The organism is Cellvibrio sp. PSBB023 (assembly GCF_002007605.1).
GTDB lineage: Bacteria > Pseudomonadota > Gammaproteobacteria > Pseudomonadales > Cellvibrionaceae > Cellvibrio.
The window spans coordinates 3,280,138-3,294,287 of record NZ_CP019799.1 but is presented as its reverse complement, the minus strand read 5'-3'; the positions used below and the strand labels follow the sequence as shown (position 1 = coordinate 3,294,287).

General features: G+C 48.2%; 11 protein-coding genes. 5 read left to right on the top strand and 6 right to left on the bottom strand.

Going from position 1 to position 14,150, the window contains the following annotated elements; genetic code table 11:
• Positions 1–5: 5 nt before the first annotated feature.
• Together B0D95_RS14340 and B0D95_RS14335 are read right to left on the bottom strand one after the other, a co-directional pair.
• On the bottom strand, positions 6–4,292 hold the full coding sequence (locus B0D95_RS14340) for an RHS repeat-associated core domain-containing protein (RefSeq protein ID WP_078044538.1): 4,287 nt from the start codon (positions 4,290–4,292) through the stop codon (positions 6–8).
• 528 nt (positions 4,293–4,820) lie between these two features.
• Positions 4,821–5,753, bottom strand: coding sequence for a LysR family transcriptional regulator (locus B0D95_RS14335; protein ID WP_078044537.1), 933 nt, complete (start codon positions 5,751–5,753; stop codon positions 4,821–4,823).
• A 108-nt stretch (positions 5,754–5,861) separates the two neighbouring features.
• Here B0D95_RS14335 and B0D95_RS14330 point away from each other — a divergent pair, with 108 nt between their 5' ends.
• The 3 genes from B0D95_RS14330 to B0D95_RS14320 all read left to right on the top strand — a co-directional run bounded on the left by B0D95_RS14330 (position 5,862) and on the right by B0D95_RS14320 (position 7,453).
• Positions 5,862–6,284: a PACE efflux transporter gene (locus B0D95_RS14330; protein WP_078044536.1), complete on the top strand. Its 423-nt coding sequence runs from the start codon at positions 5,862–5,864 to the stop codon at positions 6,282–6,284.
• Between the two features lie 218 nt (positions 6,285–6,502).
• Positions 6,503–6,919, top strand: a complete 417-nt coding sequence (locus tag B0D95_RS14325) for an organic hydroperoxide resistance protein (RefSeq protein ID WP_078044535.1) — start codon at positions 6,503–6,505, stop codon at positions 6,917–6,919.
• Positions 6,920–7,000: 81 nt separating this feature from the next.
• A complete protein-coding gene (locus B0D95_RS14320; RefSeq protein WP_078044534.1) occupies positions 7,001–7,453 on the top strand; it encodes a MarR family winged helix-turn-helix transcriptional regulator in 453 nt (150 codons plus the stop codon).
• Between the two features lie 6 nt (positions 7,454–7,459).
• On the opposite strand, the gene B0D95_RS14315 is transcribed toward B0D95_RS14320, so the two are convergent.
• Positions 7,460–8,608 carry a PA0069 family radical SAM protein gene (locus B0D95_RS14315; protein ID WP_078044533.1) on the bottom strand — a complete coding sequence of 383 codons (1,149 nt, stop codon included), beginning with the start codon at positions 8,606–8,608 and terminating at the stop codon, positions 7,460–7,462.
• A gap of 223 nt (positions 8,609–8,831) precedes the next feature.
• Between B0D95_RS14315 and B0D95_RS14310 the strand changes: the two genes are divergently transcribed.
• Both B0D95_RS14310 and B0D95_RS14305 read left to right on the top strand, forming a co-directional pair.
• Positions 8,832–10,028 carry a family 16 glycosylhydrolase gene (locus B0D95_RS14310; protein WP_078044532.1) on the top strand — a complete coding sequence of 399 codons (1,197 nt, stop codon included), beginning with the start codon at positions 8,832–8,834 and terminating at the stop codon, positions 10,026–10,028.
• A 69-nt stretch (positions 10,029–10,097) separates the two neighbouring features.
• Positions 10,098–11,192, top strand: coding sequence for a family 16 glycosylhydrolase (locus B0D95_RS14305; protein WP_078044531.1), 1,095 nt, complete (start codon positions 10,098–10,100; stop codon positions 11,190–11,192).
• On the opposite strand, the gene B0D95_RS14300 is transcribed toward B0D95_RS14305, so the two are convergent.
• From B0D95_RS14300 to B0D95_RS14290, 3 genes are all read right to left on the bottom strand, one after another.
• On the bottom strand, positions 11,148–11,843 hold the full coding sequence (locus tag B0D95_RS14300) for an SDR family oxidoreductase (RefSeq protein WP_078044530.1): 696 nt from the start codon (positions 11,841–11,843) through the stop codon (positions 11,148–11,150). The genes B0D95_RS14305 and B0D95_RS14300 overlap by 45 nt on opposite strands.
• Before the next feature lie 49 nt (positions 11,844–11,892).
• Positions 11,893–12,849 carry an LpxL/LpxP family Kdo(2)-lipid IV(A) lauroyl/palmitoleoyl acyltransferase gene (gene lpxL / locus B0D95_RS14295; protein ID WP_078044529.1) on the bottom strand — a complete coding sequence of 319 codons (957 nt, stop codon included), beginning with the start codon at positions 12,847–12,849 and terminating at the stop codon, positions 11,893–11,895.
• Positions 12,850–12,913: 64 nt separating this feature from the next.
• Complete coding sequence (locus B0D95_RS14290) at positions 12,914–14,089, bottom strand: AraC family transcriptional regulator (RefSeq protein WP_078044528.1); 1,176 nt, start codon at positions 14,087–14,089, stop codon at positions 12,914–12,916.
• Positions 14,090–14,150 lie beyond the last annotated feature (61 nt).

Below are 14,150 nucleotides of genomic sequence, written 5' to 3'. Positions count from 1 at the left end.
CTCTCCTATTTACAGTCTTTGCCTTTAGCACGATCTTTATCTTTGTTTCTTAGCTTCCTTGCTTTTTGCTCCTTCTGCAGTCGTTTCTTTTCAATACCAGTAGTCTTTGGATCTTTCAGTTTCCTCTCAATTTCCTCATCAGAGACACCGACCAACCCCGAGTCTCGAACATTTTGCTTTCCGCCCTTCGAATACATCAAAATATCGAGAACACCCTGAGGTCCTAGGGTTGCCAAACCGGCAGCAAAAGCCAGATTTGTGATATTCAAAGAGTCAACTATCCCTTCACCACAGTTGATGGCATAGCATGCGCCACCAGCCCCCAAGGCGGCACTACCCAACATGACATCATAAGCGACAGCCGGTAATAACCATACTGCCAACCCTGTAACATCTACTTTGGAAAGTGGATTATTATCAACATAAGTGTAAGTGTTAGCTCCGCCTTCCTGACCAACGGGATCACTTTGGATGTACCGACCAATACTCGCATCATAGTACCTATGCCAGTTGTACCAAAGCCCTGATTCGCTATCATAAATTTGCCCAGGAAAACCCACATCCAAATTGACGCCCGCAGGGTAAACCGTTCTACCAAAAGCAGTATTCTGCGCTCGCCATTTTACCGCACCGTCTCGCACCACAAGCTCAGGCCGCCCTAAATGATCTGTCTCCACATGAGAAATGGTGTTTCCATCTACTAAGCCTACAAGTAAACCATTTAAGTAAACATAAATTCTTCCAGAACCGGCTGAAGCAGTTGGCAATGAATTCAAATGGCCCACTTCATACTCAATGACCCCATGTTGGTTATAAAAATATCTCATTGGAGTTCGGTAGTTCTCTGGAACAGTTTCATTGCTTTTATAAACACGCTGATTCAAATAATTATATGAGTACTTGTGAGTGGGCATGGTTCCAGTAATTCCTGTCATACGACCGAAACCATCATAAGAAAAGCGACGAATATTGGAACCATTTTGCTCAATAGCATTCCCAATCGCATCGTAAATGAAGCTTTTTGCATTGCTACTTTGGGTAGCATTCGCTGTTAATAGCCGATTAGTGTTTGCAGCATAATCGTAAGATGCATAGGAGCCAGTTCCAATGAGCATTGCTGAAGAGCGATTACCATTGCCATCGTAAGTATATGAGCCATCCAGATTGCTACTAACAATCCTCCCCACATCATCATATAAAACTGACAGATTAGAAGTGGTGAAACTAGCCGAATTACTAATCCCACTTATGAGATTGGTATTTGGTTTATATGTATATGTTTTACTTAACAAGTTTGAATTAATTGAAGTTGTTCGACCGTCTTTATGAAAATAGCGTTTCTGCGAAAATGAAAAACCACTACTGTAATTAATAGTAACATGATCAAACTTTTTTTCATAACTAGCTATTGAACGCCATGCACCCGCGATGTATACCTGCACATTTTTTTGGGTCCCATCTAAATAATGCTCATATTTAATCGAGGTTCCATTAGGGTAAGTAATTTGATTAAGTTGTCCATACAAATCATAACCATATGTCCGCGAATAATTTTTCCCATGAATAAGATCAGTTCGAGAACTTAAAACCCCATTGCCATTGTATGAGAAATAGGAGGCATTATCAGTACCAATAGCCGCACACAATTTTCCACTTCCAGTTGCACAATAAAGCGGTGAACTAGAGGCTGTGTAATCGTACACATAGTCAATTAAATCTGTAGCACTTGTCGGAACTTTTTGTTTTGTTAACCTCGACATAGAATCGTAATTAAATTCCACCCGTTTATTTAAAGCATTTGTAACAGCCGATAAATTTCCATAATCTTCATATTCAAAACTTGTAATACCTACATCTGAGCTTTCAATACGTTCTATTTCACCAAACCCATTCCAAAAATATTTAGTGACAACTCCCTTACCATCTACAACCTCTCTCAATTGATTTATATTATTGTATTTTAATGTGGTTATTTGATTTAACGGATTTTTAGCTGTTTTAATACTAGCCCATTGATTGTAAGTAAAATTTGTTATTTTATTATTTCCATCAGTAACAGATGAAGGTATCTCAGGATTGGTATATTGATAGGTTAATGAAGACAACCCTGAAACATCATTTCGCATATGACCGTTTTCGTCATAAATGCGATTAACCGTTACCAAAGATTCTTGAAGAAGGCTATTTTGATTCATTGAATACAAAGAGGCCTTCTGCAAGTTACTTAGTAAGTCATATTGATAAATTGTAATCTGAGGGGTGCTAGCATCTAATGAATATGACTCCTGTTTAATACGACGCCCATCATCCAAGGTATAACTTTTTAAATAACCATTTGGTAAAGAAACACTTTTGGGGATGCCATCTACGTAATACTCATAATTAACAGATAGATTCTGATTATTATTAACTGTTATTTTTTTCGCCCTTCCCCTGCCATCATACAAATAAGACTCTGTTACACCGTCCACATCCGTAGAGGTTAACAAATCGCCACCAGCAGAATATGAAAAACTTTCTGAAAGACCATTCGGATGATTAATTTGAGTTAGATCACCTGATGAATTATAGAGGAATTCCTTAACCCCCTGACCACCAACTAAATGGCCAGAAATGCTCATTTTTTTAATTATTTTATTTGCATAAAACTCATAACTATAGTTTGTGACTCTCCATGGAGTGTAAGTAGAATCCGATTTCAGAGCTCGCATTTTGGTACTTGTTATCCGCTTACTCACCGAGTCATAGGTGTATTCTTTTTCCATCAAGGGCTGCGCCCTTAGCGGCTGAGAGCAGTCCGCACTTCCAGAACATAAAGCGTCAAACCCTTTTCTATCTTCATAGGTTTTTTCGGTTGCCACTCTCAAATATGAATCATACGTATAATCGGTTCTTAACCCTTTGTTGTAAGTCCATTTAATCACTCTACTTGCTGAATCATAGGACTGAATATATTCGGTTCCGTCAGCTAGATTTTTCCGTGTGACACGATCTGTAGTTCCATCATATGAATAGCTGCGCCCTAAGGCTTGGCAGGAAGCAGACTGAGGGTTGTCAACGCTCGCGAGACGTTTATTCTGATCATAGTTATATGTTGTGGTAAATCCTTTAGCATTCGTAACTAAAGTTTTATTTGCCTCATACTGGAAAGTGGATTTTTCCGCGCCTCCAACATAACCACTTGACGTAACAACAGCATGCCCTCTTGTGCTGTCATAAGCATAGCTATACTCACCCCATTTTTTATTATCTATATGTTTTTCCTTTACAAGGAAAGAATCATACTGGCGCTCAGTTACATACTTAACTATTCCTACAGAGTCTGGATATATAATTTCATTCAATACATATGCAGCAGAAGATGAATCCAAATTAAGATAGGTGTAGTTGATTATTTTTCCATTAGGTAGAGTAACCTGACTCACTACGTTATTAGTATTCCACGTAAACTGAAGAGATCTTCCACTCGTATGAGTTACGCTTGTCAGTCTGCGAGATGCGTCATACGCATAATTCCACTCAAGATCATTTAGAAATTTTACTTTTTTCAGTTGCCCAAAATAATCATAAATAGATGTACTTTCATCTTTCTTGGTAAAAGTTATTTCGCCATTTTGCGCATTCACATTCATTGAAGAATAAGGGGCATGAAACTCATCTGACGAAACTTCCGGATAATACTGATTAATGTTGGCATGCACTCGTTTAAAAGCAACACCGATATTATGATTTCTATATGTGATTATCTCTGGAACCTTGGAGGAAGAGCATGCAGACCAACCTCGATCACAAGTCGTACCATCGTAGTATTTTATTATTAATCTCTCATCAAAATTACTAGTCCATGATGTACCAAATATTGATTTTCTTTCAGAGCGCACAAATACTGAAACAGGAATAGATGAATAATTTCTAACCAAATACAAGCCCGACTCTTCAGAAGAGATATAGTCCATATCAGTAAAACTTTTAAGCCCTGATTGAATGCGAACCGGGGCACATGTTGACTCATCGCTTTTCGAGTCTACTTCTGTAACTGTGACGTTCACTCCATCACTTCCACCGCTTGAGCTTCCATAACCACCTCCAAAGCTAGGAGTCACCGGAGGAACACTGTAATTTGTATCCGGTATGGCGACACAATTCCTTTGATAATTTGTATGCGTCATACAAGTATATTGATCAGCACATGAAGTACCGGTAAAAGGTATTGTAAAACAGTACTCGGCAGAACTCGCAGACATTGAAATAAAGAATATAAATAGAAAAATAATATTTCCTTTAAATTTCATTTAATCTAATCTCTTTTAAGGTTTAATGAGAATCGGGCGATTAAAATACTGACCGTCCAAAGTGTCGATCGCAATAAAAGTTTCTGATAAGCGGATAAAATTACGTAAAATAAATTTTACAATTTGAGGGAGAGCTATTTTCCCATATCATTTTCATTGAAAAATATTCCTTTTTTGAAATCTCAAATAGAGAATAACGATTGAGGCGACACTCTATGGTTTTTATAAAAAGTATTCTATAGAGATAACTTTTGCAGATAATCATTCATGATTATCTATGTCAACCAAAATAAACCGTTTTAATATCGAAAGTTATATCATTCAATTTAATTTCTCTAATGAAATATTTGCCATTAGAGAAATAGCGGCGCTTCACCCAACCCCATTCGGCGCCTTTTGTGCTCTGGCAACATAGCGATAGCGAAAATACCCTCCTTCATTGAAAAACTACCATGGACGATGGCAAGCAAATCGAAATCTCCCGTCGCAACGCCACCGAGCTGAAAGAATTACTCAGTTTTTAGCGCGTCAACTATTGCTGCGCTGGCCTTGACGGTATTGCTCGCTCATCAAGGCTACGATTCGTTGGGCGCCCAAGCCCAAGGGTCGTTCCCGCGACCAGACCAGGTCTATCCACAGTGCTTCGCCGTTGGTGAAATTTTCAATCGGCAGCTCTACCAACATCCGTCCGTTGATATAGGGTTGTACGCAGGCGCGCGGCAGCCAGGCCCAACCTAATTCTGCCAGTACCAGTTGGAGTGCGGCTTCGGGATGATCTACTCGCCAGTAGTGTTCGGAGGCGATACAAAATTTATCGGTCGCGGAGCGTGCATCGCTCTGGCTGCGGCTGCCCACCATCACTTGGCGTATCGGGCGCAATTGGCTGTCGTTGATGCTGCCTTCTGCCGGGAGTTCGCGCAGCAGCGGATGAGTGCGGGCGATCACGGCGACCAGGGTTTCCTCCCCCACTTCCTGAAAGCTTTCGCGCCCATCGGCTGCCGGGCGTTCAAACACCAGCGCGAGCTGGGCACTGCCGTCGTGCAGCAATTGCAAGGCATCGGTTTGCGGTGCGGTGATGATCTGGATCTCTAATAAGGGATACTCCTGCGCCAGTATGCGCAGCGGTTCTACCCAGGGAGTGGCCTGCAATTCCGGTGCAATCACCAGGGTCAACCGGGACTCCAGGCCCTGGCTCAGTTCCAGCGCCTGGGTATTGAGCTGTTGCAACTGGCTTAGCAGCAGCCGCGCTTGCGGTTCCAATGCGCGTGCCTGTGCTGTGGGTTTGGGTTCACGTCCGCTGCGATCGAACAGTTCCAAGGCCAATTCTGCCTCCAAGTTGGCAATTGCCATGCTGACCGCCGAGGGCACTCGACCCAACTGGCGTGCGGCGGCAGAAAAGGAGCCACTGTCCAGTACCGCCAGAAACACGCTGACGGTCTCGGAATTGAATGCGCCTGTCATCCTATTACCTCTCTATCTGTCAATTAATCTGATAGTAGCTAACTTTTTCTGTCATCACAAAGCATAGAAACTGGCTGCATTGTATGAGTCATGAGCGAAGAGGTAGCTATGCAAGGCATCAAACGTCGTGTTGTCTATGTGGGTTTGTATGAACTGGTGGCGATTATCCTGTCGGCCATCTTGCTGGAGTGGATGACCAGCGCTGGCGCCGCCCATTCGATTGGTATTGCTATCGCGGCGTCGGCCGTCGCCATTGTGTGGAATTTGCTGTTTAACTACGGGTTTGAGTGGTGGGAGCAGCGCAATCAACACAAGGGGCGCAGCATTGGCGTGCGACTTCTCCATGCCCTGGGTTTTGAAGGGGGTTTGGTGGTTTTTTTGGTTCCCATTATCGCCCTGTGGCTGGATGTCAGTTTCATGGAGGCCTTGGCGATGGACTTGGGATTACTGGCCTTTTTCCTGATCTACACCTTTGCGTTTAGTTGGGTGTTTGACGCGATTTTTGGTCTGCCAGCAGCGGTGGCTGCATAAAAACCACCGCTCTCAAGAACAAAAAGGTATAAAGTTTTTGTGATTATTAATTGCGCAATAATAGTTATCGCGATAATCTTTATTCAGTTCCACAGTGCGGCTTATAAAACGGCTGCGGACAAACGATAGTGTTAATTGATTTAGTTTTATTTATATTGTTATTGCGATAATAATTATCGCAAACACAAATTTTCTCACGATTAAATAGGAGCTACACCATGAACGTTTTATACAAAACGGCAGCAACAGCCCATTCTGGTCGCGATGGCCGCGCGGTATCCGCCGACGGTATTCTGGATGTGAAACTGGGCGTACCGAAAGAACTGGGTGGCGATGGCCGTGCGGCGACCAACCCGGAGCAACTGTTTGCCGCAGGTTATTCCGCGTGTTTCCTGAGTGCGCTGAAGTATGTTGCAGGGCAAGAGAAACTCGCCATTGGCAGCGAAGCTACCGTTACTGCCGAAGTGGGTATCGGTCAGATTCCTTCCGGATTTGGTTTGGAAGTGGCGCTCAATATCAGCCTGCCCGGTGTTGATCCGGTAAAAGCGCAAGCGCTGGTAGATAAAGCGCACATTGTGTGCCCTTACTCCAATGCTACCCGCGGCAATATTCAGGTGAGTTTGCAACTGGTGTAATTTTGGCTGAGAATTATCGCGATAATATTGAGCGTACAAGTCATATTGTCGCCTTAATCCTTTCCTCTGCGAGTCACTGCCATGGCCACTGAACATTCCCCAATCAATTACTTGCAGTTGGATAAGCAGCTTTGCTTTGCGCTGTATTCCACCTCGCTGGCCATGACTAAACTCTATAAGCCCCTGCTTGAGAAGTTGGGGCTTACTTACCCGCAATACCTAGTGATGCTTATATTGTGGGAAGGCGATGGCTTGGCATTGAAAGATATCGCCGAGCAGTTGCACATCGATTCCGGTGCGCTTACCCCGGTCATCAAACGCCTGGAGACTCAGGGCTTGTTGCAACGTCAGCGTCAGGCCGATAACGAGCGAACCCTGGAAATCGGGCTGACGCCTGCTGGCCGCGCCTTGCGTGAACAGGCGCAGGCAGTTCCCTTGGCGGTGGGTGTGGCTTGCGCGACCCCTGAGGCGGAGATCCATGCCCTGCGCGAGCAGTTACAGCAGTTGCGTAAGAACCTCATCCACAACACTTGATTTCCCCTAGCCAAAAATATCCAGTTGACCGGTGCCATGGTGATTGGTTTTGGCGGGAATACTCAGCGGGCGGCGAAATTGGCTGCAATCCATGTGTAAAAAGCTGCCGCTCTTGTTCAGGCCGTAGCGTTTAAGCGCTTTGGCAAAACGCTGGCGAATCATGTCCGCCCAGAGCCCTTCGCCGCGCATCCGCGTCGCAAAATTTGCATCGTAATCCTTGCCGCCACGCATATCGCGAATGCGGTTCATCACCCGTTGTGCCCGTTCGGGAAAGTGGGTTTGCAGCCATTCCTGAAACAGCGGGTTTACCTCCCAGGGCAGGCGCAACACGGTGTAACCGGCGGCGCTGGCACCGGCGTTGGCGGCGGCTCGCATCAGGTTTTCCAATTCCTGTTCAGTAATAAACGGAATCACCGGCGCTACACTTACCAATACCGGAATGCCCGCTTTGGCCAGGGTTTCAACTAGCTGTAATCGCCGCGTGGGCGAGGCAGCGCGGGGTTCAAGGGTGCGGGAGATACTATGGTCAAGGGTAGTAATGGTCACGGCGGCGGCGACTAAATTGGCGTCGGCCATGGGTTTTAGTAGGTCAAGATCCCGTTCAATCAATGCTGATTTGGTGATTATCCCTACCGGATGGCGACATTCATGCAGGACTTCCAAACACTGGCGAGTGATGCGCAGCCCTCGCTCTACCGGTTGATAGGCATCGGTATTGATGCCCAGGGCGATGGGGCTGGGTTGGTAATGGGGGTGAGCCAGCTCGCGGCGCAGCAATTCCGGCGCATTGGTTTTGGCGTAGAGCCGGGTTTCAAAATCCAGCCCCGGCGACAAGCCCAAATAGGCGTGAGTCGGACGTGCAAAGCAGTAAACACAGCCGTGCTCACAGCCGCGATAGGGGTTGAGCGAGACACTAAACGGCAAATCCGGTGACTGGTTGCGGCTGAGAATAGTTTTGGCCAGCTCTGGTGTGACGCTGGTTGTGAGACGGGGCGTGATGTGGGTGTCGTCTTCAAATGGTGTCCAGCCGTCATCCACCGCGTCAATCCGCTGTGTTTCAAAACGCCCTGGCAGGTTACTCACCGCCCCTCGCCCTTTGATGGCCTGTAACGGTTTGGCGATCCAGGGTTCGTCGGGTAGATCCTCGGCAGACATAGATGCACCTTATTTTCTGTATGGATATACAGTATTTTGGGCCGATTCCAGGCCGAGCACAAGCACCCTGTGATGCGATAAAGCGCGATTCCCAGACGTCAGTTTGCGTTTAGTGCGCAAACTGGCGCGCGTGGATGACTTTTTTTATCGATGATGGGAGTGTGGTGATATGGCGTATCTTCACCATCGGCGTTTCTAATAACTAACGATAAAGGTATTCGCTATGTATAAATCCCGTGGTGTCATCAGTGCACTCTTAGTGGTTGTCGGCTTGCTGGGCGGCGTCAATCTTGCCAGTGCCAAGCCTTACAAAGCCGCTGAAATCTACTCAAAACAAACCTACAAATACGGCCGCTATGAAATGCGTATGCAGGTTGCCAAAGGCAGCGGCGTACTCTCCACTTTCTTCACCTATAAAAATGGCTCTGAGCAACCGGGCGTTTTTTGGGAGGAGATTGATATAGAAATCTTCGGCAAGAACAACGCCACCCAGTGGCAGAGCAATGTGATTATCGGCACCAATCGCCCGACCACCAAAACCGAAGGTGTACACACCATGCCCTATTCATTGGGCGATGGTTATCACACCTACGTATTGGAATGGACGCCGAGTTATATCGCCTGGTTTGTGGATGGCACCCAGGTGCGTCGCATCAATGGCGGCCAGTTCGTCACCGGCCTGACCAGCCCACAAGACCTGCGCTTTAACCTGTGGGCGGCCAATATCCCCGAGTGGGTTGGCGCCTGGAATGACAGCATTTTGCCGGTGTATCAATTCGTCAATTACATCGACTACAAACCCTGGAATGCTTCAACCAACAGTTTCGGTTCGGGGGGATGGCGCGATGACTTTAACAGCTTTGACAGCAACCGCTGGGGCAAGGCGAATTGGACTTTCGGTGAAAACCGCGCGGATTTTGAGCCAAATAACGTAGTGGTCAAAAACGGCACCCTGGTGTTGGCACTGACTCGCGAAGGCCAAACCGGCTATAACGGTACACCGCCGGTGGACTCGGGTTCAGGCACTGGTTCAGGTTCATCGTCAAGTACAGCGCCTGCCGCCTCCATTACGATCCAAGCTGAAACCTTTAACGAAGTGGGCGGTAATGTGACCGTGGAAAACGGCGTTGTGGGTTATATCGACGCGGGTGAATGGTTCAAATACAACAATGTGAATATCCCGCAAACGGGTACCTACAAGGTGGAATATCGTGTTGCCTCGGCGCTGACCACTGCGCAATTCACCCTGGACCGCAACGGTGTTGGCTTGGGCACCATCAGCGTGCCTAACACCGGCGGCTGGGGCAACTACCAAACAATTTCACACAATATTTACCTGAATGCCGGCAACCAAAGTTTGGCGATTTACGCCAACAGCGGCGGTTTCAATATCGATTGGCTCAGGCTTACCAAGATCTAGGTTTTCTCCCCTCGGGGTTGGCGCGCTGCTGGTTGCCAACCCCCTTTTTTGTCTCGCTGAGGATTATGTATGCGTCGTTTTTTGTATCTGCTGCTCGCCACGACGACAGTGATGGTGGCAAACCTTGCCAGTGCCAAAGCCTACAAAGGTGCCGAAATCTATTCAAATGCGTCTTACTTGTATGGCCGTTATGAAATCCGTATGAAAGCCGCCAAAGGCAGTGCCGTGCTCTCTACATTTTTTACCTACAAAAATGGCTCTGAGGTCGGAAATACCTTTTGGGAAGAGATCGATATTGAGGTCTTCGGGAAAAATAATGCCACTGAGTGGCAAAGCAATATCATTCTGGGCAGTTCACGCCCCACGATTCAAACCGAACAAACCCATGCGGCCGGTGTGTCATTGGCCGATGATTACCACACCTATGTGGTGGAATGGACACCGGATTATGTCGCCTGGTTTTTGGACGGCGTAGAAGTGCGTCGCATCATTGGCACCAGCACAGTGACCAGCTTGACCAATGCGCAAAGCCTGCGTTTTAACCTCTGGGCATCCGACTCGGTTGAGTGGGTAGGCGCCTGGGACGACAGCATTTTGCCGGTTTACCAGTTTATTAATTACATCGACTACAAGGCTTACAACCCTGTGACCAAAGCCTTTGAAGGCGGTTGGCGCGATGACTTTGATCAGTTTGATACCAGCCGCTGGGGCAAAGCGAACTGGTCATTTGATACCAATCGCGTGGATTTTGTCCCGGAAAACGTGGTGGTAAAAGACGGCATTCTGGTGTTGGCCATGACCACTTCCAGCGCAACCGGCTTCAGTGGTACACCGCCTGCCGATTCTGGCAGCAGTGCCAGCTCGGCCAGTAGCAGTTCATTGGTCGCCAGCTCATCCGAGAGCAGTACATCAGTAAGTAGCGCCCCAGTCAGTAGTGCAATGACCAGTAGCTCGGTGCAAAGCAGCGAGGCCGCCAGCTCAGTGGCAGTATCCTCCATCGCTGCGTCCAGCACCGCCTCCGCCCTTGCCAGCTCTACAGCCGCGGGCGGCAGTTCGGGTGGTTCTGGCGGTGGGGGTGCTATGTCGGGTTTATGGTTGGTACTGCTTGCCGGTGCGGCATTAATCCAGATAAACCGGGCGCGGCGCATTCATATTACGCTTTAAGGTCAAGGTCATTTCATCGGCCAACACTTCTTCCTCGCCAGCTTCCAGTGCATCCATCGTGCGGACCACTATGAGGCTGGCGGGGGTTTTTGGCGCATCGATTTTGGCGGTCATATCGGTATCCACATAACCCATGTGCAGCGCCACCACCTGGGTATTCTGACGGCGCAACTCCAGGCGCAGGCTGTTGGTCAGTGCCCAAGCAGCGGACTTACTGGCCGAATAAGGCGAGAACTCAACCGGCGCATACCAGCTCACCAGCGACAACACATTGATAATCGCCCCGCCGCCATGCCCGGCCAGTATCGGTGCGAAGGCTTTGCACAGGCGCAGCGGGCCGTAGAAGTTGGTTTCGAAGTGTTCGATGCAACTCGCCTCGCTGTTATTGGCGAGGAAACTACCAAAGCGCGCCACACCGGCATTGTTGATCAGGAGCGTGACATCGGCGCATTGCTGCGCGATGCGGGCTACATCCTCGGCGCAGGTCACATCCAGTTTGAGTTTGATGACGCCCTCAAGGGGGATTGATTCCGGGTCCCGCGCCGTGGCGTAGACCTTGCGGGCACCGCGCGCCAGAGCGGCGCGGGCGAATTCCAGGCCAATCCCGCGATTGGCGCCAGTGATGAGTACTACTGCATCGTGTAATTGCATATCTAACTCCCTGAAGTTATTGGTAAGACGGTTGCTGTGCCTGCCGCCTTTATAGTTGGGGGCGGGCCCTGCTCTTTTTCTTGGGTGGATAAAAACTGGCTTCGCCCTCGGGGCGGGTTTTGAAGCGGCGATGCACCCACAGGTACTGATCCGGTGCCTGGCGAATCGCCTCTTCAATGATCTTGTTAATCCGTGTGGCATCCGCCAAATCATCACCACTGGGGAAATTCTCCAGTGCCGGCTGAATCTCCAAACGGTAGCGGCCTTTGGGTTCGCGGAAGCAAAAGAACGGAATCACCGCACAGTGCGACATGCGGGCAATACGCGCCGTCGCCACCACGGTCGCCGCCTGAACGCCAAAAAAGGGCGCAAAAATACTGTGGTCGCGGCCGTAATCCTGATCCGGTGCGTACCACACAATATGGCCCTGGCGCAGGTTCTTAATCAATTGGCGGGTATCGTTGCGATGAATTGCATTGTCGTTCACACGCGCTCGTGCGCTGGCTATAGCATAGGCCATCAGGGGGTTGGGATCTGCGCGGTACAGCACGTCGGCGACAATGTGATAGGACATCATCAAACCGCTGATATCAATGGTGGTCAGGTGACTGCCGCACAGCAGAATGCCCTTGCCTTCTGCCTGCGCCTGTTGGATATGCTCCAGGCCGCTAATGCTGTAGCGGTTGCGCATCTTATTTTCACTGCCCCACAGTGCCATCGCCGTTTCGCTAATACTCAACCCGCAGGAGATAACCGCACCGCGCACCATTTTTGCCTGTGCCTCAGCATCCAACTCGGGAAAACAGCGGGTGATATTGATCTCCGCATAGCGTTTACGCGCAGGTGCCAGCACTAATAACAAGCGCCCCAAGACCCCACCGACGGCTTGGTTGGCGCGCACGGGTAACTGGGCGATCAGCCAAAAAAAGCCCAATGCCAGCCAGGTTGGCCAGAAGCGGGGCAGTAAAAAGCGGCGGTGAAATTGCGGTAACTTTGATTTATCCAAGGGGGCTCTCTTTTGCAGTCTGGCGCGCTTTTACAGTTTGGCGCGGGGGCCGATTATAACAACCTCAGCCCCCTGCGTCCCCTGCAGGTGGCGGGCTATCTGGCAGCGCGCCCTGTTTGCGAAACTCGGCTGCCGACATACCGGTGTAGCGCTTAAAAAAGCGATGGAAGGATGACTTACTGTTAAAACCGGACTCCAGCAAAATATCCAGAATAGTCATGCGTGCAAACGCCGGGTCGAGCAGTAATTGTTTGGCGCGATTCACCCGATACTCATTCACAAATTCAAAGAAATTAGTATTGAACTCGCTGTTGATAATACTCGACACCTCGCGGTAATGAATGCCGACGTGCCGCGCAAAATCTTCAATGGTTAAATTCTGCGTTAAATACAATTGCTGGGTTTCCATGGTGTTGCGAATGCGCGCAATCGCTTCTGGCGAAGGCGCGCTGGCAATTTCCGGTTCTTTAGCGATGGGGGTGTCGCGCGTGAGCAACAACTCATGGGCATAACGCAGGTTGTACACAAACAGTGCATTTACCAGCAAGAAAGTGATGTAGTTATCCAAAATGCCAAAGCCGTCAGCCACCACCCAGCTCACACTCTGTCCGAGTAGATGCACCACCAGCGACCAAAACCAGTTAAGCGCAAAACCCAGGGTTAACAGCAGCAGCCAGTAAGGGCCCTGCAAGCTCAGACTGGAATAAAATTGTTTGAGTTGTTGCTTGTAGCGATAAATTTGTACCACTGCCGCTGCGCTATAAATCACCGGCAAATATTTCAGGTAGTGCCACAAATAATTGGTGATCAGCCAGGAATATTCTGTATGGCTATTGGGTAAAAACCGCAAGCGATCACTATCCAGGCCTCCCAGCATTACCCAGAGTGCGACCAGCGCAAAATGTAAAAAATGCCAGCTATGTTTCGGGCGCAGGCTAAAGTTTTCCCGTGTAATCGCCACCACATACAAATACAAAAAAATACTTTTCCCTACCACTGATAAGGCCAACCCCAGCGACAGTGCCATTTTGGCCATTTCATTATGCGAGTTGATGTAATCATTCCACAGCAACAAATTGCACAGCGCACTGGCACCCACGCACACAAAGAATCCTGTTAATAAGGGTGATGCCAATGCCCTTTGTTTGGATAGTAGCCACTGGAAAATACCCAACAAAGCGCAGACGGCAAGGGTGAGCACCAGGATTAAATCGTGAATATTAAAAATGGGGGTTTTCATCAAGTAATAAGCATCTTTTTAGAGAGATAGGAGAGATTTTAGCAGAGCATCAACATCATCC